General features: G+C 65.4%; 14 protein-coding genes and 1 pseudogene. 8 read left to right on the forward strand and 7 right to left on the reverse strand.

Features of this window, described 5'->3' with window-relative positions; all coding sequences use genetic code 11:
* Positions 1–18: 18 nt before the first annotated feature.
* Together ligD and AB4Y34_RS27640 are read left to right on the forward strand one after the other, a co-directional pair.
* Complete coding sequence (gene ligD, locus AB4Y34_RS27635; protein WP_368717821.1) at positions 19–2847, forward strand: DNA ligase D; 2829 nt, start codon at positions 19–21, stop codon at positions 2845–2847.
* A gap of 82 nt (positions 2848–2929) precedes the next feature.
* Positions 2930–3232 (forward strand): hypothetical protein, encoded by a 303-nt coding sequence (locus AB4Y34_RS27640; protein ID WP_176377847.1) that lies wholly within the window; start codon positions 2930–2932, stop codon positions 3230–3232.
* 22 nt (positions 3233–3254) lie between these two features.
* Here AB4Y34_RS27640 and AB4Y34_RS27645 read toward each other — a convergent pair whose 3' ends face one another.
* Entirely contained in the window at positions 3255–4223 is a 969-nt protein-coding gene (locus AB4Y34_RS27645) for a LysR family transcriptional regulator (protein ID WP_368717822.1), read from the reverse strand.
* 112 nt (positions 4224–4335) lie between these two features.
* Between AB4Y34_RS27645 and AB4Y34_RS27650 the strand changes: the two genes are divergently transcribed.
* Both AB4Y34_RS27650 and AB4Y34_RS27655 read left to right on the forward strand, forming a co-directional pair.
* Positions 4336–5352, forward strand: coding sequence for a zinc-binding alcohol dehydrogenase family protein (locus AB4Y34_RS27650; RefSeq protein ID WP_368717823.1), 1017 nt, complete (start codon positions 4336–4338; stop codon positions 5350–5352).
* 233 nt (positions 5353–5585) lie between these two features.
* On the forward strand, positions 5586–6134 hold the full coding sequence (locus AB4Y34_RS27655; RefSeq protein ID WP_176377844.1) for a DUF6013 family protein: 549 nt from the start codon (positions 5586–5588) through the stop codon (positions 6132–6134).
* A gap of 70 nt (positions 6135–6204) precedes the next feature.
* Here AB4Y34_RS27655 and fetB read toward each other — a convergent pair whose 3' ends face one another.
* Positions 6205–7011, reverse strand: coding sequence for an iron export ABC transporter permease subunit FetB (fetB, locus tag AB4Y34_RS27660; RefSeq protein WP_176119868.1), 807 nt, complete (start codon positions 7009–7011; stop codon positions 6205–6207).
* Positions 7008–7751, reverse strand: a complete 744-nt coding sequence (locus tag AB4Y34_RS27665; RefSeq protein WP_176377843.1) for an ATP-binding cassette domain-containing protein — start codon at positions 7749–7751, stop codon at positions 7008–7010. The genes fetB and AB4Y34_RS27665 overlap by 4 nt, the downstream gene beginning before the upstream one ends.
* A gap of 211 nt (positions 7752–7962) precedes the next feature.
* Between AB4Y34_RS27665 and AB4Y34_RS27670 the strand changes: the two genes are divergently transcribed.
* The gene (locus AB4Y34_RS27670) at positions 7963–10446 is read left to right on the forward strand and encodes an AsmA family protein (protein WP_368717824.1); all 2484 of its coding nucleotides are present in this window, start codon (positions 7963–7965) and stop codon (positions 10444–10446) included.
* Positions 10447–10733: 287 nt separating this feature from the next.
* Here the strand turns inward: AB4Y34_RS27670 and AB4Y34_RS27675 are convergent, their stop codons facing one another.
* Entirely contained in the window at positions 10734–11225 is a 492-nt protein-coding gene (locus tag AB4Y34_RS27675) for a hypothetical protein (RefSeq protein WP_013089382.1), read from the reverse strand.
* Positions 11158–11493 (reverse strand): hypothetical protein, encoded by a 336-nt coding sequence (locus AB4Y34_RS27680; protein WP_157646264.1) that lies wholly within the window; start codon positions 11491–11493, stop codon positions 11158–11160. The genes AB4Y34_RS27675 and AB4Y34_RS27680 overlap by 68 nt, the downstream gene beginning before the upstream one ends.
* 114 nt (positions 11494–11607) lie before the next feature.
* Between AB4Y34_RS27680 and AB4Y34_RS27685 the strand changes: the two genes are divergently transcribed.
* From AB4Y34_RS27685 to AB4Y34_RS27695, 3 genes and pseudogenes are all read left to right on the forward strand, one after another.
* Positions 11608–13218 carry an ATP-binding protein gene (locus AB4Y34_RS27685; RefSeq protein WP_368717825.1) on the forward strand — a complete coding sequence of 537 codons (1611 nt, stop codon included), beginning with the start codon at positions 11608–11610 and terminating at the stop codon, positions 13216–13218.
* Positions 13219–13272: 54 nt separating this feature from the next.
* Positions 13273–13511, forward strand: a pseudogene (locus AB4Y34_RS27690) (hypothetical protein).
* A 59-nt stretch (positions 13512–13570) separates the two neighbouring features.
* The gene (locus AB4Y34_RS27695) at positions 13571–15544 is read left to right on the forward strand and encodes a response regulator (protein WP_368717826.1); all 1974 of its coding nucleotides are present in this window, start codon (positions 13571–13573) and stop codon (positions 15542–15544) included.
* A gap of 124 nt (positions 15545–15668) precedes the next feature.
* Here AB4Y34_RS27695 and mscL read toward each other — a convergent pair whose 3' ends face one another.
* Complete coding sequence (gene mscL, locus AB4Y34_RS27700; RefSeq protein WP_018432034.1) at positions 15669–16115, reverse strand: large conductance mechanosensitive channel protein MscL; 447 nt, start codon at positions 16113–16115, stop codon at positions 15669–15671.
* A gap of 99 nt (positions 16116–16214) precedes the next feature.
* A complete protein-coding gene (locus tag AB4Y34_RS27705) occupies positions 16215–17249 on the reverse strand; it encodes a threonine/serine dehydratase (protein WP_176377838.1) in 1035 nt (344 codons plus the stop codon).
* Between the last annotated feature and the right edge of the window lie 59 nt (positions 17250–17308).

Raw genomic sequence — 17308 nt, forward strand, 5'->3', positions numbered from 1 at the left:
CGCACCGGAGTCATCGCCATGAACGACCGACTCGAGGTCTATCACCGCAAGCGCCGCTTCGAAGACACGCCGGATGGCTCCGGCGTGACGACCCGCAAGCGCGCGGCAAGCAAGACGGGCAGGAGCGCGACGCGTGCCGCGCCCGACACACTGTCCTACGTGATCCAGGAGCACGACGCGCGGCGTCTGCACTACGACTTCCGGCTCGAACTGAACGGCGCGCTGCTGTCGTGGGCGGTTCCGAAAGGGCCGAGCCTCGACCCGTCGGTCAAGCGGCTCGCGGTGCACGTCGAAGACCATCCGGTCGAATACGGTACGTTCGAGGGCGAGATTCCGCCCGGCAACTACGGTGCGGGAACCGTGATCGTGTGGGATCGCGGCACGTGGGAGCCGGCGGGCGGCGTGGCCGAAGCCGCGCGGTCGTACGCGGCCGGCAAGCTCAAGTTTCATTTGCACGGTGAGAAGCTGCACGGCGGCTGGACGCTGGTACGCAGCCATATGCGCGGCAGCGGCGACAAGGAGCAATGGCTGCTGATCAAGGAGCGCGACGAGGAAGCGCGCGACGAGAGCGACTACGACGTGCTCAAAGAACTGCCGGGCAGCGTGCTGGCCGACGGCGCGTCGAAAGGCAGGAAAACGAAGCAAGCGAAAGCGCAGACGAAAACGTCGGGCGACGGCAAAGCCACGGGCACAGGCAAGCCAGCGAAGTCCGCCTCCTTGCGCCGCGCAGCCGATCCCAAACGCCCCGACATCGTCGCGACGCGTACCGCGCAGTCGTTGCGCGAACTCGCCGCATCGCCATCGATTGAAGGCGCGGTCAAAGCTGCCTTGCCCGCGAGCCTGACGCCGGAGCTGGCGACGCTCGTCGACACTGCGCCGCCTGGCGACGACTGGCTGTACGAAATCAAGTTCGACGGCTACCGGGTGCTCGCGCGCATCGACCACGCGTCGAAAAAGAAGGCTGGTGCGGTCAGCGTTTTCACGCGCAACGGCAACGACTGGACCACCAGATTCAGCAAGCAGATCGAGGCCATCGCCGGGCTCGACCTGCAAAGCGCGTGGCTCGACGGCGAAGCGGTCGTGCTCGATGAACGCGACGTGCCGAGTTTCCAGTTGCTGCAAAACGCGTTCGATGCGCATCGCCCGCAGGACATCGTCATCTATCTGTTCGATCTGCCGTTCCTGAACGGCTACGACCTGCGCGGCGTACCGCTCGAACAGCGCCGCGCAATTCTGCGCGCGCTGCTCCAAGGCGTCGACGATCGCGTGCTGCGCTTTTCGAACGACTTCGCGTTCAGCGCCGGCGAGCTGCTCAGGAGCGCGTGCGACATGGGGCTCGAAGGCATCATCGGCAAGCGGCGCGACAGCCGCTATGTGTCGGGCCGCGCGCCGTCGTGGATCAAGCTGAAGTGCCGGCGCCGCCAGGAGTTCGTGATCGGCGGCTATTCAGAGCCGGCCGGCAGCCGCGAGGCGTTCGGCGCGCTGCTGCTCGGCGTCTACGACGCCGAAGGCCAACTGCAGTACGCGGGGCGCGTCGGCACCGGCTTCGACGCCGCGTTGCTGCGCTCGGTCAAACAGGCGCTCGACGCGCACGCGAGCAAGCGCATGCCGTTCGCGAGCGCGCCGCGCGAGCGCAGCCGCACGCCCGTGCATTGGGTCGAGCCGGTGCTCGTCGCCGAATGCAACTTCGCCGAATGGACCAGCGACGGCATCGTGCGCCAGGCGTCGTTCGTCAGTCTGCGCGACGACAAACCGGCGCGCCAGATCGTCAAGGAAACCGCCCGACAAGGAGCCGACGTGCAACAGCAAACCGAAACCGCCGCCGACGATACGCGGCAAACAGGCGCGCCGAAAAAGCGCGCAGCCACGAAAACCACCAGGACTGCCAGGACCGCCACGCCCGCCGCGACGGAAAGCGCGCCCGCCCGAACCACGGCAACACGCTCGCGCGCGCAAAGCGAAATCGCCGGCGTGCGCATCTCGCATCCCGAACGCGTGATCGACAAGAGCAGCGGCGCAAGCAAGCTCGAACTGGTGCAGTACTACGAATCAATCGCCGAATGGATGCTGCCGCATCTGCGCGAGCGGCCCGTCGCGCTGGTGCGCGCGCCCGAGGATATCGGCGGCGAGCTGTTCTTCCAGAAGCACAGTCAGAAGCTCTCGATTCCGCACGTCACGCAGCACGAGGGACTCGACCCGGGCCATCCTGCGCTGATCACGATCGACACGCTCGCCGCGCTGGTCGGCGCCGCGCAGATGGGCACCGTCGAATTTCACACGTGGAACGCGCTCGCGTCGAATATCGAAAAGCCCGACCGGATGGTGTTCGATCTCGACCCGGACCCGTCGCTCGGCTGGGAACGGATGGTCGAGGCCGCGCAACTGACCCGCTCGCTGCTCGACGAACTGGGCCTGAAGTCGTTCGTCAAGACGAGCGGCGGCAAGGGCTTGCACGTGGTCGTGCCGCTCGCGAAGCAGGCCGGCTGGGATGAAGTGAAGGATTTCTCGCAGGCGGTCGCGCAGCATATGGCGACGACGCTGCCGCAGTACTTCAGCGCGAAGATGGGTGCGCAGAATCGCAAGAAGAAAATCTTCATCGACTATCTGCGCAACAACCGCGGCTCCAGCACGGTGGCCGCATTCTCGGCGCGGGCGCGGCCGGGGCTCGGCGTGTCGGTGCCGCTCGCGTGGGACGAACTCGACAGCACGACGGGCGGCGATCAATGGGGGATCCGCAACGTCCACGAGCGCGTGGACGGCCTCGCAAGCGACCCATGGGCCGACTATGCGAAGACACGTCAGCGCATCACCGCGGCGATGAAAAAACGTCTGGGCGTCGCGTCATGAGTGCTCGTCCAGGTGGCTGAACAACCCGCGAATTCGCCATGCGCACTCAGTGCGCGAACGCGCTTCGCGAAGGAGCAATGCAATGAAGACCCTGCCGCAATCGACTGAGGGCGACTCGCAAGCCGACCCGCACGCGAACAAGGACCCGAAGTCGTTGCAGGAAGCCGCGGCGCCGCTGCCGCATGAAACCGATCAGCATCCGGAGTCGCAGCACGAGGACCATCCGCGCCATGTCGGCAAGCAGGCGCATGAGGATATCGAGCATGGCTTGCAGGACACCGACCGCCGCGGCGGCGGCGAGTATCAGCAGCGCACGCAGAACGACTCGCATGCCGATGTGAATTCGGATCGCAAGCAGGGCGGCGCGAAGAGCGGCAAGCGCTGACGCCGCGTACCGGGCGTGACGCCTACGCGCCCGCCAGTCCAACCGGCTCCCGGTCCCAATACGGCGGATCGTCGAAGTGCGCGGCGACGAAGTCGATGAATGCGACCGTCTTCGGCGGCACGAACGCGCGGCTCGGGTACACGGCCCAGATCGCGACGTCGTCCGCGAGCGGATAGCTGTCGAGCACACTGACGAGTTCGCCGCTGCGCAGATAAGGCGCCACGTCCCATGTCGATTTCAGCGCGATGCCGAAGCCCGCGAGCAGCGCGTCGCGAATCACCTCGCCATTGTCGGTGACGAGGCGGCCGCTCACGCGCACGTCGAGCGGGCCAGTGGGCGTCACGAAGCGCCAGTCGCGCTGCTCCGACAGGATGATGCACTCGTGCCGCGCGAGATCCGACGGATGATGCGGCGTGCCGTGCGCGGCCAGATAGGCGGGGGCCGCGCACAGCACCCGGCGATTGACCGCGAGCCGCCGCGCGACCAGCGACGAATCCTTCAGCACGCCGACGCGGATCGCGACATCGATGCCCGCGTCGACCAGATCGACCACCTGATCCGTCAGGCGCAGATCGACGCTGACGCCCGGATAGCGGCGCAAAAACTCGCTGATCACCGGCGACACATGCTGGCGCCCGAACGACGACGGCATCGTCACGCGCAGCCGTCCCTGCGGCTCGGCCTGCGCGCGGCCGACCGATGCGCGTGCGGCGGCGGCCGCGTCGAGCAGTGCCTCGGCGCGCGTCATGAACACTTCACCGTCCTGGGTGAGGCTGATGCGGCGCGTGGTCCGATGCAACAAACGCGCGCCGAGCAGCTTTTCGAGTTGGGCGATCCGAGCGCTCGCGACCGCCGCCGACAAACCGAACTCGCGCCCGGCCGCCGACACGTTGGCGAGCAGCGCGGCGCGCACGAACAGCCCGACATCGAGCAGATCGAGCCGTTCGCGCTCGCTGGGCAGGGACCGGCCAGCCGGAGTTGAATCGTTCATTATTCTGAAAAATCAAAAAATGTTTCAGTGATTATGACTGTTTTAGCAGAATAAGAACCGTCTTACGATTCGGGTCATGCTTGCACATCAACCGAACCCACGAGGAGCAGCCATGAAAGCCGTCGGACTCTACCGTTATCTGCCAATCGATCACGCCGAAGCGCTCGTCGACGTCGAGATCCCCAAACCCGAAGCGAGCGGCCGCGATCTGCTGGTCAAGGTCGAAGCCATTTCCGTGAACCCGGTCGACACCAAGGTGCGCGCGCCGAAGGATAGCGTCGAGAAGACGCCGCGCGTGCTCGGCTGGGACGCGGCCGGCACCGTCGTCGCGGCCGGGCCCGAGGTCACGCTGTTCAAGGTCGGCGATCCCGTGTTTTATGCGGGCAGCATTACGCGGCCGGGCGCCAACAGCGAGTTTCATCTGGTGGACGAACGGATCGTCGGACACAAGCCGGCGTCGCTCGATTTCACGCACGCGGCCGCCTTGCCGCTGACCGCGATCACTGCATGGGAAGCATTGTTCGACCGCCTCGGCGTGTCGCCGCAGGGCGCCGACGCAGGCCGCACGGTGCTGATTTTCGGCGGCGCGGGCGGGGTCGGCTCGATCGGCATCCAGCTCGCCAAGCAGCTCGCCAAGCTGAAGGTGATCGCGACCGCGTCGCGGCCCGAATCGGCGAAATGGGCACGGGAGCTCGGCGCGGATCACGTCGTCGATCACTTCGGCGATCTGTCCGCGCAGATGAAAGAGCTCGGCATCGAACAGGTCGACTACGTGCTGATCTTCAACGACACCGATCGCAATTTCCCGGCCGCGGCCGAACTGATCAAACCGCAAGGCGATATCTGCACGATCGTCGAGAACAGCGCCGCGGTACCGGTCGAATTGCTGAAGGCGAAGAGCGCCGCGTTTCACTGGGAATTCATGTTCACGCGCTCGATGTTCGGCACGCCCGACATGATCGAGCAGCACAAGCTGCTGACCGAGGTCGCGCGCCTCGTCGACGCGGGCACGTTGCGCACGACGCTCGGCGAGGACCTGGGCCGCATCAACGCCGAGAATCTGCGCCGCGCGCATCGGTTGCTGGAAGCAGGACGCGCGATCGGCAAGCTGGTGCTGACCGGCTTCTGAGATGAAATCGACGCGCAGAAAGCGCGTCGCCGCAAGCGGGTTAACACCCGAGCCGACACGACACGCGCGGCAGCGCGCTTGGCGTTAGACTGACGACGCAGCATGCCAAAACGGTTGCGTGTCTTGCGGCGAGGCAAGGCGGTGTGAACCGGCCGGGCCTCGGCAGTGCGCGAACAGTGCACGGGCAATCGCGTCGACGCGAGCGCGCAGCGGCACAACAACGAGGTGACAGTATGAGCTTCAGCTTCAAACTCTCCGCCGTTTCGATTGTCGCTTCTCTCGCCTGCGCGCTCGAGCCGGCTGCTCACGCAGCCACGCCGATCACGGTGACCAACAAGGCCGCGCTCGACGGTCCGATCCGCTACACCGTTCGCGTCACGTCGAAACAGTTCGGCAATTCCCAGGAGACCCGCACGATCCGCTCGGGCGAAACGGACGACTTCACGTGGAAGACTGTGCCGCCCGGCGGTCCGGTGCCCGCTACCGACGCATGCCCGGACTATGCGTCGCTGCCGGTCGACGAGAACGGCGCGATGATCCGCCAGACGCAGATCCGTCTCGCACCGGTGGTGGCGGGCGACGGCACCGCGACCGTACAGCTTAGCTTCCAGGCGCAGACGCCGCATGGTGTCAAAACCGTGACGAGCGGAGGCAAGTCGCTCAAGTGTCCGAACGATGTGCGCATGAGTCAGATCGTGCGTTTCACGATGCCGGTCAACGGCACGACGAAAACGCTGACGCTGAACGATGGCACTGAGGTCGCCGTCACCGCGAAGCGTTGAATGGTCCAGCGCGCGCCGTGATGGCCGCGTGCGCGAACCGTAGCACGCATTAGCGTGTCATCCCGGTGAGTCATCCTTTGCGTGCCTCACGCTCGACGAGCCGCGCCGGCAAGAACTGATGCTCGGCCGAAAACAGTCGTCGGTACGTGAGCAGCACTGCGCCCACCGTCCCCAGCGCCGACGCCGCCGCGATCAGAAACATGATGACGATCTGATAGCGCACCGCCTGCAATGGCGACTGCCCGGCCAGCACCTGCCCGGTCATCATGCCCGGCAAACTGACGACGCCGACCACCGCCATCTGATTCAACGTCGGCATCATGCCCGCACGCACCGCCTGGCGCGCCGGCGCTTGCGCGGCCTCCCAGCGTGTCGCGCCGAGCGCGAGCGCCATGTCGACGCGGTCGCGCCGCGCGGTCAGTTCCTCGGTCATCCGCTCGATGCCGAGCGATACACCGGTCAGCGTGTTGCCGAGGATCATGCCGAGAATCGGAATCGCATATTGCGGCTCATACCACGGATGGATGCGGATCACGACGAACAGTCCCACCGCGGCCACGAGCCACGAGCTGACCCAGATCGACAGCACGCTGTCGGCGCGTTGCCCGGCATAGGTGTGGCTGCCGCGTTGCGCGCCGGCGAAACCCGCGATCAGCGTCATCACGATCATCAGCGGCAGCACCACGTACCAGCGAGCGAAACTGAACACCCAGCCGAGCACATAGCCGATCGCGAGCAACTGGACCACGGTGCGCACCGCCGCCCATGCGAGCTTGCGTTCGAGATCGAGTTTCAACGCGACCGACACCGCGCCATTCACGACGATCAGCAGCGTCGCGATTGCGACGTCCCACAAGCTCAGATTCTGCAGGCTCATGGACGGGACTCCCGACGCAGGTCCGCAACATCGCGTTGGTCCGCGTCGCGCCGCACCGTAGTGTGTTCGGCCAGCACGCCGGCGCCCATCGTCAAATGCCGTTCGCTCATGCGTGCCGCCTGCTCGGGATCGTGCGATACCCATATCGATGCGTGAGCGCGAGGCGCGGCATCGAACCATGCCTGCACGAGCGCTTCGATCGCGCGCGACGAAGCCGGGTCGAGCGACGCGGTCGGCTCGTCGAGCAACAACACTTCGGGCGTGAGTTGCAGCACCCGGATCAGCGCGGCGACCTGCGCTTCGCCGCCCGATAATTCGCTTGCGCGCTTGCCGAGAAAGTCCTCGCCGCGGCCGGCCTGCATCACAAGCCTGGCTGCTCGCGCGCGATCGAAGCGCGCGTCGCGATACGCGCGCAGATCGAACGGATAGCGCAGATTGTCTTCGACGCTGCCGTCGATCAGCGCGGGCCGCTGCCGGATATACGCGACGCCGCGCCGATAGCGCGGGATCGCCGCTCGCACGAGCGGCGCACCATGCCACAAGATGCGCCCTGCATCGATCGGATCGAGCAGCGCGAGCGCGCGCAGGAACACGCTCTTGCCGGAGCCGGACGGTCCGGTGATCGCGACGCGCTCGCCGGCGCGCAGCACGAAGGTGGTCTGCTGCAACAGCGTCTGGCCGCGCTGCGCATCGCGCCGCACGATGCCGTCGGCGAAGAGGAGAGGAACATCGGTCGTCATGGTTGGAACGTCGTGGGGAGGGTGTCGCTTCGATGCCGGCGCGACGGCGTCAATGCTCCGGTCGGTCTGTCGGCAAAGCGTGCGCCATGATAAAACGACGAGGCGCGAATAGCGCACCCAACCCACAACCGGCGCGACGATTCATTGCCACGCGCCAGGCACGATAACTGCTGCACGGTGCACAACGTGGAACAACACGCGGAGCCTTTCAATGGCAGTGTCGAGCAGCATCGGACGACGGGTCGGAAAAATCTTTGCATGGCTGCTGGCGGTGCTCGTCATCCTGATCGTCGCGCTCGTCATCTTCATCCTGACCTTCGACTGGAACCGCGCGCGGCCTTACATCGACGACAAGGTCAGCCAGGCGATCGGCCGGCCGTTCGCGATCAACGGCGATCTGAAGGTGGGCTGGCGTCATGCGGTCGGCGAAACCGGCTGGCGCGGCTGGGTGCCCTGGCCGCGCTTTTCGGCGGCCAACATCACGATCGGCAATCCCGACTGGGCCAAACAGCCGCAGTTCGCGACGCTCGACGAAATCGACTTCGAAGTCGAGGTGCTGCCGCTCCTCGCGCACGACATCGTGATTCCGGCGATCAACCTCGTGAATCCATCGGTCGATCTCGAACGTCTTGTAGACGGCCGCAATAACTGGACCTTCAAACTGCCTTCATCGACCGGGCCATCCGACTGGAAGCTCGATCTGCACGATATCGCGTTCGCGAAGGGCAATATCGCGCTCTCGGATCAGCAGAAGAAGGTCGAGGTGCAGATGGTCGTCGATACGCTCGGGCAGCCGATCCCGATCGGCGACGCGCTGAAGCAGCAGGAGGCGGCCTCGCGCAGCGCGTCGGCGCAGGCGATCGGCCGCGCGGGTGCGAGCAAGCTTGCCGCGCAGGCCGAAGCGCAGGCGGCCTCGGCGGCGAAGGCGGCTTCCGAAGCGGCGGCTTCTGAAGCACGGACGCCGGCACCGGCGTCGGCAGCCTCGGGCCCGGCTGCAACATCAGGCGCGCCCGCGACGAGCGGCGCCGCCGCGCCAGGTGGTGAAACCGGCAGTGAGAGCGCCAGCACGCCTGCGGCCGTCTCGGCCGCGAGCGGCGGCACCGCACCCGGCGCGCCACGCGCGACGCCGCTCTATGCGATCGCCTGGACCGTCAAGGGCATCTACAACCGCACGCCGCTGTCGGGCAGCGGCAAGCTCGGCGGCGTGCTCGCGCTGCAGGACGCGAACCGGCCGTTCCCGGTGCAGGCCGACGTCAAAGCCGGCGACCTGCATATCGCCTTCGTCGGCACGGTCACCGATCCGGCGCATCTCGCGGCGCTCGATCTGCGTCTCTGGCTGCAAGGCAACAGCATGGCCCGGCTATATTCGCTGACGGGGGTGACCCTGCCCGAGACCCCGCCATACGCGACCGAGGGCCATCTGATCGGCCGGTTCAAATCGAGCGGCAACGTGTTCACGTATGAAAACTTTACAGGCCGAGTCGGCGGCAGCGATCTGAACGGTTCGTTGACCTATACCGGCCGCCAGCCGCGTCCGCTGCTGAAAGGCGAACTCGAGTCGCATCTGTTGCAATTCTCGGATCTCGCGCCGGTGATCGGCGCCGATTCGAACGCGAGCAAGGCGAAGCGCGGCGGCGCTGCCGCGCAGCCGAGCAACCGCGCGCTGCCGGTCGAGGAGTTCCGCACCGACCGCTGGAAGGCGATCGACGCCGACGTCAAGTTCACCGGCCGGCGCATCATCAAGAACGCGAATCTGCCGATCACGGATCTGTACACGCATGTCGTGATGACCGACGGCGTGCTGTCGCTCGTGCCGCTCAAGTTCGGCGTCGCGGGCGGCTCGCTCGCGTCGGACATTTATCTCGATGGCAGCGGGGCGCCGTTGAAGGGGCGCTTCGCGATGTCGGCGCGGCATCTGAAGCTCAAGCAATTGTTCCCGAACTTCAAGACGATGCAGAGCGCGCTCGGCGAGATCAACGGCGACGCGTCGCTGTCCGCGACCGGCAACTCTCCGGCGGCGCTCGCCGCGACTTCGAACGGCGAGCTGAAGGCGCTCGTGAGCGAGGGCACCGTGAGCCGTCTGCTGATGGAGGCGGCCGGCCTGAACGTCGCGAACGTCGTCTATGAAAAGCTGTTCGGCAATCGCGACGTGAAGATCAACTGCGCGGCCGCCGATTTCGTCGCGACCGACGGCGTGCTCGAAGCGCGCGTGTTCGCGCTCGATACCGACGACGCGGTGATCAACATCGACGGTCACATCAATCTGCGCGACGAAACGATGGACCTCGGCGTGCATCCGCATACGAAGGGCTTCCGGGTCTTTTCGCTGCGCTCGCCGCTGTACGTGAAGGGCACCTTCAAGGACCCGCACGTCGGTGTCAATGCGGCCGCGCTTGCGCTGCGTGGCGGCGCGGCGGTCGGGCTCGGGCTGATCAATCCGTTCGCGGCGCTGATCCCGCTGCTCGCGCCGAGCAACAACAAGCCGCTGCCGTGCACGCAATTGCTCGCGCAGGTGCGGCAGATGCCGAAGGCGCCGCCGCCGGGCGTGAAGCAACAGCCGAAGGCGCCGATGTCGCTGGAGGGCGCGCCGGTCAACAAGCCGTCGAGCGGTGCGTCGTCGCCGGCCGCGACGGATCGCAATCAAAAGCCCGCGACGCAGTCGCCGGCGAGCGCGGCCGAATACAAGGGTAGCTGATGTTGGTGGCGGCCTGTGCGTGATCTTTCTGTGGCTGATCAGCGTGCCGCCCGCGCGCGAGCGCGTCGATTTTGCGATGGCCGAATCAATGGCAGGATGCCGCGCGCGCAACTGCGCGCGGTCGCCGTCGAAGCCCGTGTTTCAATGCAATGAAGCGAACTGGAAAGCAACGCAGCGCGCCACCGAAGACGCCAGCGATGGGTGTCGACATCGGCTGTCGAAACCGCGGATGAATGACGACGAAACGAGCTGTCAGTAACCCTGAACTTCAAGGTCTCTGATCGGCGCTACCGGAGAGAGCGCGGTGTTGCATCGCCCGACGCATCCTGGCGACGCACGCCGCGGCGAGTACCGATCCGCGTCGCGCCGAACTCCGTCAGAATCTTGCCGCGCGCACGACTCGCGAACACGAGGAAGCCGAAGCCGTCGGCCTCGTACCAGTAGCCGCCGTTCTCGAGACCATCGAGCGGTTGCTCCAGTGCGTTGGTAATGGATTCGATGCAGCGCCGCCGCAATTCGGCTGGTGCGGGGTAGGGCGGCTGCGCGCCGCGCACACTGCATAGAAGCACGTCGAGTCCGGGCAGTACGTGTGCATAGAGCACCGGTTCGTCCTGCGCGCGAGCCCGCGCAATCTTGGTGTCGAGTTGACCGAACGGCTTGAAATGCCGCAGAACCGCGAGGAACGACTCGTCGCCGTCCACCTTCGCGCGTCTACGCTTTTTCGGGAAGGACATAAAAATTCGCCTGAAAAAGAATTGCAAGAAACGCTGCGTCCTCATGCGACCACTCCCGGCTTTCGCGCGCCGCACGTCGATCTTTTATAGCATACGACAAGGCCGGATTCACGATGATTCGACGTTGCTGCATCGCTCCACCGCTCCCGCACGAATCATGCCGAACCGCCTCGCCGCGCGCATTCGCATCCCAGCACACCTTGTCTCCATCATAGACGCAGGCGGCGCGGAAAAAACATCCCATCCCAATAAAAAAGTCATTTTTGTGTGGTCGAGCGCTTGCAGGCGCGCCGTTGAAATATCTCTGGTTCACGTCGATAATGGCCCGTCCGGCCGCGCGGCGCCCGCCTTACAGGGCGCCACGGGTGCGCGAGCCCCGCCGTTCGAGTGACAGCCTGAACCACAGCCTGAACGCCCTGACGGAACCATGAAACTATTCACCAAAGGCCTGCTGCTGATCGCGATACCGAGCGTGGTCGAACTCGCGCTGCTCGGGGTCGTCTTCGACACCCAGGAGCGCACCGCGCAGGCCGCGCGATGGGTCGACAACAGCAAGCAGATCCTCTACGAGTCGTCGGCCATCGTCGACCCGCTGCTGCGCCAGGCCGCGCGCGTGCGCACCGCGATGGTAACGGGCGATGCGTCGCTGATCGAGCGCCACGCGGTGTGGGTCGAACTGAACGACCGCCTCGCGAAGCTCGATGCGCTCGTCGCCGAAACACCGGCCCAGGCCGAGCGCGTACGCAGCATGCGGCGCGCGATCGGCGCGTATCGCGAACAGAGTGTCGCGATCTCGCAGGCTTTGCACGAGGGGCGCAGTCTACGCCCCTATATCGCGCTCGAAACCGGCGAGTTGCCGGAGCAGATCGCCGTGTTCCGCGAGGAGCTGGCCCAGTTCGACGCGGCGGCGTCGGTACTCGATGTCGAGCGCGCGAGCGCGCTCGGCGAGCGTCGCGAGCTTCAGCAGCGCACGCTGATCGCCGCGGCATTCGGCTCGATGCTGATCTGGGCGGTCACCGCCTTCGTGTTCGCGCGCGGCATCGGCCAGCGCCTCGAAGTGCTGACCGATAACGCCGAGCGGCTCGGCAGCGGCCGGCCGCTCGCGGCGCCGTTGTCGGGCAGCGACGAAATCGCCGCGCTCGACACGGTGCTGCATCAGACCGATACGCGCCTGCGCGAGGCGGAAGCCGGGCAGCAGGCCCTAAAGGCCGAGCTCGAAGCACGCGCGCGCGAACTGACGGCCGTCAATGAGGAATTGCGCCAGGAAACGCAGGACAACGAGATGTTCATCTACAGCGTGTCGCATGATCTGCGCTCGCCGCTCGTGAATCTGCAAGGGTTTTCGAAGGAACTGCACGTATCGTGCGACGAACTCGACGGCCTCGTCAGGCGCGCTCGCCTGCCTGAGATCGAAGCGCGGCGCATGACGCAGATTCTGAATGGCGACGTGCGCGAGTCGTTGCACTATTTGCGCACGGCTGTTGCGCGCGCGGCGGCGATCATCGACGCGCTGTTGCGCATCTCGCGCGCGGGACGGCTCGAATACCAGTGGCAGCGGGTCAGCGTCGGGCGCGCGGTGGCGCGGGTCGTCGATGGGCTGCAAGGCACGATCGACCAGCGCGCCGCGAGTGTCACGGTGCGCGAGCTGCCGCCCGCATGGGGCGATCCGGCGGCGGTCGAACAGATCTTCAGCAACCTGATCGGCAATGCGCTGACTTTTCTCGATCCGGCGCGCCGCGGGCGCATCGAGGTCGGCGCGCTGGCGCCCGAACCCGTCGATGAAAGCGAGCCGCGCGCGGTCCGGATGCGCACCTATTACGTCCGCGATAATGGGCTAGGCATTCCGGCCGCGTATCTATCGAAGGTGTTTCGCGCGTTCCAGCGTCTGCATGCAGACGCCGCTAGCGGCGAGGGGATCGGCCTCGCGGTGGTGCGGCGCACGGTCGAGCGGCACGGCGGACGCGTCTGGGTCGAATCGGCTGAAGGCGCCGGTTCGACCTTTTTCGTGGTGCTGCCCGAGCAGCCCGTGCGCTTCTGAGCGTTGCGCATGCCGGCGCGGACATGGATGACGAATCGTTGGCACGGAGAGCCTATGAATCACGCGCAAACGGCCAGCTTCGTTCTGATCGAAGACGACGACGGCCACGCAACGCTCGTCGAGCGGAATCTGCGCCGCGCCGGCGCGAATCCGCTCGCTGCTACGAACCCGGTTGCAACGTCTGCGTCTGCAAGCCGGTCGAATACGATACGTTCATCGAGGCCGTGCGCCGGCTGGGCTTTTTTCTGCAAGTGGTCAAGCTGCCGCCGGCGCATCGGCTCGAGCCGGCCTGAAGGCGACCGAAAGCCGTTCATGACAACATAAGCACTGACCTTAGCCACAGAGCATCCGCATGACCGAAGAAGTGTCCAAGCCGCAAGCCGCTTATGTGCTCGTTGTCGATGACGACGAGGGCATCCTGCGGCTCGCGCGCAAGTCGCTCGAACGCGCCGGCTTCCGGGTGGCGATCTGCGCCGGTGTCGAGGCGGCCCGCGAGCGGCTCGCGAGCGGCGGCCTCGATCTGCTGGTGCTCGACTATCAGTTGAACGGGCCGGAGACCGGGCTCGATTTCTTTCGGCGCCTGCGCGCGGAGGGCGTGCGCATTCCGGCGATTCTCGTGACCGGCTTCACCGACGAGTCGCGCGTGATCGAAGCGCTGCGCGCGGGCGTGTCCGACGTGGTGCCGAAGTCCGGCGACTATCTCGACTATCTGCCGGAGGCCGTGGAGCGCGTGCTGTCGCAGGTGCGGCTGCAACGCGCGTCCGACGAAGCGCTGCTGCTGCGCGATCGCGAACTGCATTACCGCACGCTGTCGGAGACGTTGCCGCATCTGGTGCTGACCTGCGACGCGGCCGGCGATTGCGACTTCCTGTCGAAGCAATGGTACGACTACACGGGCTTGCCCGAACCCAGCTCGCATGGTCTTGCGTGGCTCGACGCTGTGCATCCCGACGATCGCGAGCAGATCCGGCAAAGCTGGCTCAAGGCCGTGGCGAGCCGCAACGGCGACTATCGGCACGAGATGCGGATTCGCCGCCACGACGGCGAGTACCGCTGGTTCGACGTGCGCGTGGTCGCGATGCGCGATGCCGAAGGCAACGTCAGCAAATGGTTCGGCAGTTGCACCGACATTCACTCGCAGCGCGAGGCGATCGAGGCGCGCGAGCGGCTGCTCGAGTCCGAGCAGGCCGCGCGCCAGGCCGCCGAAGAAGCGAATCGCGCGAAGGACCGTTTTCTCGCGATGCTGTCGCACGAATTGCGCACGCCGCTCACGCCGGTGCTGGCGGGCGCGAGCGTGCTCGAGATGATTGCCGATCTGCCCGAGCAGGCGCGCGCGAGCGTGCGGATGATCCGCCGCAACGTCGAGCTGGAGGCGCGGCTGATCGACGATCTGCTCGATCTGACGCGCGTCGCGAACGGCAAGCTGCGGCTGTCGCTGGAAACCGTCGACGTGCACGACGTGATCGACAGCGTGCTCGAACTCTTTCGCAGCGAAATCCAGGTCAAGCAGCAGGACGTGCATGTCGACAAGCGCGCGACACATCACTACGTGCTCGCCGATCGCGCGCGTCTGCAACAGATGCTGTGGAACCTGATTCGCAATGCCGCCAAGTTCACGCCGGACGGCGGCCATATCTATGTACGCACGCGCGACGAACGCATGCAGGTGCAGATCTCGGTCGAAGACACCGGCATCGGCATCGAGCCGGAGCAGATCGGCAAGCTGTTCAACGCGTTCGAGCAGGGCGACCAGAGTATGACGCGGCAATTCGGCGGGCTGGGTCTCGGTCTCGCGATCACGAAGGCGCTGACCGACGTGCACGGCGGCACCGTGACCGCGCAGAGTCCCGGTCCGCATTGCGGCGCAACCTTCACGATCACGCTGCCGACCGCGGCCGCGCCGACCGCCGCGCCGCCGGTCATCGTGCCGAGCACCGTGCAGCCGGCAAGTTCGCTGACCGTGCTGCTGATCGAGGATCATGCCGATACCGCCGACGTGATGGCCCAATTGATGCACGGCTTGGGTCATCAGGTGACGGTGGTCGGGCGCATCGACGATGCGCTTGCGGCGATGCAGCTGCAGAACTTCGATCTGGTTGTCAGCGATGTCGGGTTGCCCGATGGCACCGGCCTCGATTTCATCGAGGCGTTTCGCGAACATTCCGATGTGCCAGCCGTCGCGTTGACCGGCTTCGGCACCGACGAGGACGTGCGCCGTTGTTTGGGTGCGGGCTTTACATCGCATCTGACGAAGCCTGTCAATTTCGGCCAGCTCGAAGCGATGATCGAAAGCGCCGCGCAATTGAAGGCGCAAAAGAATGCGTGAGGCTCTATAAAGGGCAGTGTGCTGAAAGCAAAGTGAAAAGACAAAGGCCTGTTGCGAAGTCAGTCGCAACAGGCCTTTTTCATTTCACTGGCTCAGGTATTTGAAACCGAGCTCATTTTAACAATTAACGCTGCTGGTTTTTCAGCGAATCGCGGATCTCGCGCAGCAGCAGCACGTCTTCCGGCGTCGGCGGCGGTTCCGCCGGAGCAGCTTGCGGCTCCTTGCGCAGTTTGTTGATGAACTTGACCATCAGAAAGATGATGAACGCGAGAATGATGAAGTTGATCGTCGCGGTAATGAACGAGCCGTAACCGAACACCGCCACGCCGGCCGTCTGCAGGTCTTTATACGATTCGGGGTTGCCTTTGTAAGTCGCTGGAATATGGCCGAGGCGAACGAACAGATTGGAGAAATCGAAGCCGCCGGTAGCGAGCCCGACGACCGGCATGATCAGGTCTTTAACCACGGAATTGACAATGGTGGAAAATGCGCCGCCGATAATCACACCGACCGCCAGATCCATCACATTGCCTTTGAGGGCAAATTCTTTAAATTCCTGGATCATGCTCATACACACACCTCCCTGATATGAATAGCCGAATCATACCAACCTGAAGCGGATAGGCTAGTGCTTTGGCCCCGACGCAACAATTGCATTCGCCGCGTGTCGTTAATGAGGAAACTGTGACTCGCCATGACGCGCGCGCTCCAGATGCGCGGCAAAACTGACCGGGTCGATGTTCGCGCCGCACAGCAGCACGCCCACGCGTTTGCCCTGCAACTGTTCGCGCAACGGTCCGAGCAAGGCGGCGGTGGCGGCCGCGCAAGCCGGCTCGACCGCGAGCTTCAACTGATTGAACAGGATCAGCATCGCTTCGCGCAACTGATCGTCGGACACCGTGACGAGCCGATCGATATGGCGGCGGCACAACTCGTAGCTGTATTGCTCGGTATGCGGCGACATCAGCGAATCGGCGATGCTGTACATATGGCCCATTCTGACCGTATGGTTGGCGGCAAAACTCTTGCTCATCACATCCGATCCTTCGGGTTCGACGCCGTACACGTGGATGTTCGGATTCGCGAGGCGCAGCGCGGTGGAGACGCCGGCCGCGAGTCCGCCGCCGCCGATCGGCACGATCACCGCTTCGAGGTCGGGTGTTTGCGTCGCCCATTCGTAGCCGAGCGTCGCCGAGCCGAGCACCGTGCGATAACCGTTGAACGGATGCACGAAATAACGGCCTTCCTCGGCCTCTATGCGTCGCACCAGTTCGAACGCTTCGGCGAGATCTTCCGCATAGACGATGTCGGCGCCGTATGCACGGCACAACGCGACGCGCGCCGGATTCGCCGCGCTGAACAGCACGACCTTCGCGCTGACCCCGAGCCGCATCGCCGCATAGGCGACCGCCACCGCGTGATTGCCGCCTGACACGCAGGTCACGCCCGCGCTCTTCTGCGCGTCGTCGAGCGCGAGCAGGTTCGTAAAGGCGCCGCGCGCCTTGAAGCTGCCACCCGCCTGCAAGAGCTCGAACTTGAAATTGACGACGGTGCCGCGCAGCGACGAGAAGTCGAGCCGGTCGAACACCGGCGTGCGCGCGACCCACGGCGTCAATGCGAAATGCTGCGCGGCGATGTCGTCGAGCGTGGGGATCGGCTCGCCGTCGATCGTGTGATCCGTGTGCTGCTGCATGGCGCTGGACATGGCGGTCGCTCCGGAGTCGTCGATGTCGCTCAGACCTGTGGCGCGGCGCGCAGGTTCAC

This window comes from Paraburkholderia sp. BR10954 (assembly GCF_040965775.1).
Taxonomy (GTDB): domain Bacteria; phylum Pseudomonadota; class Gammaproteobacteria; order Burkholderiales; family Burkholderiaceae; genus Paraburkholderia; species Paraburkholderia youngii.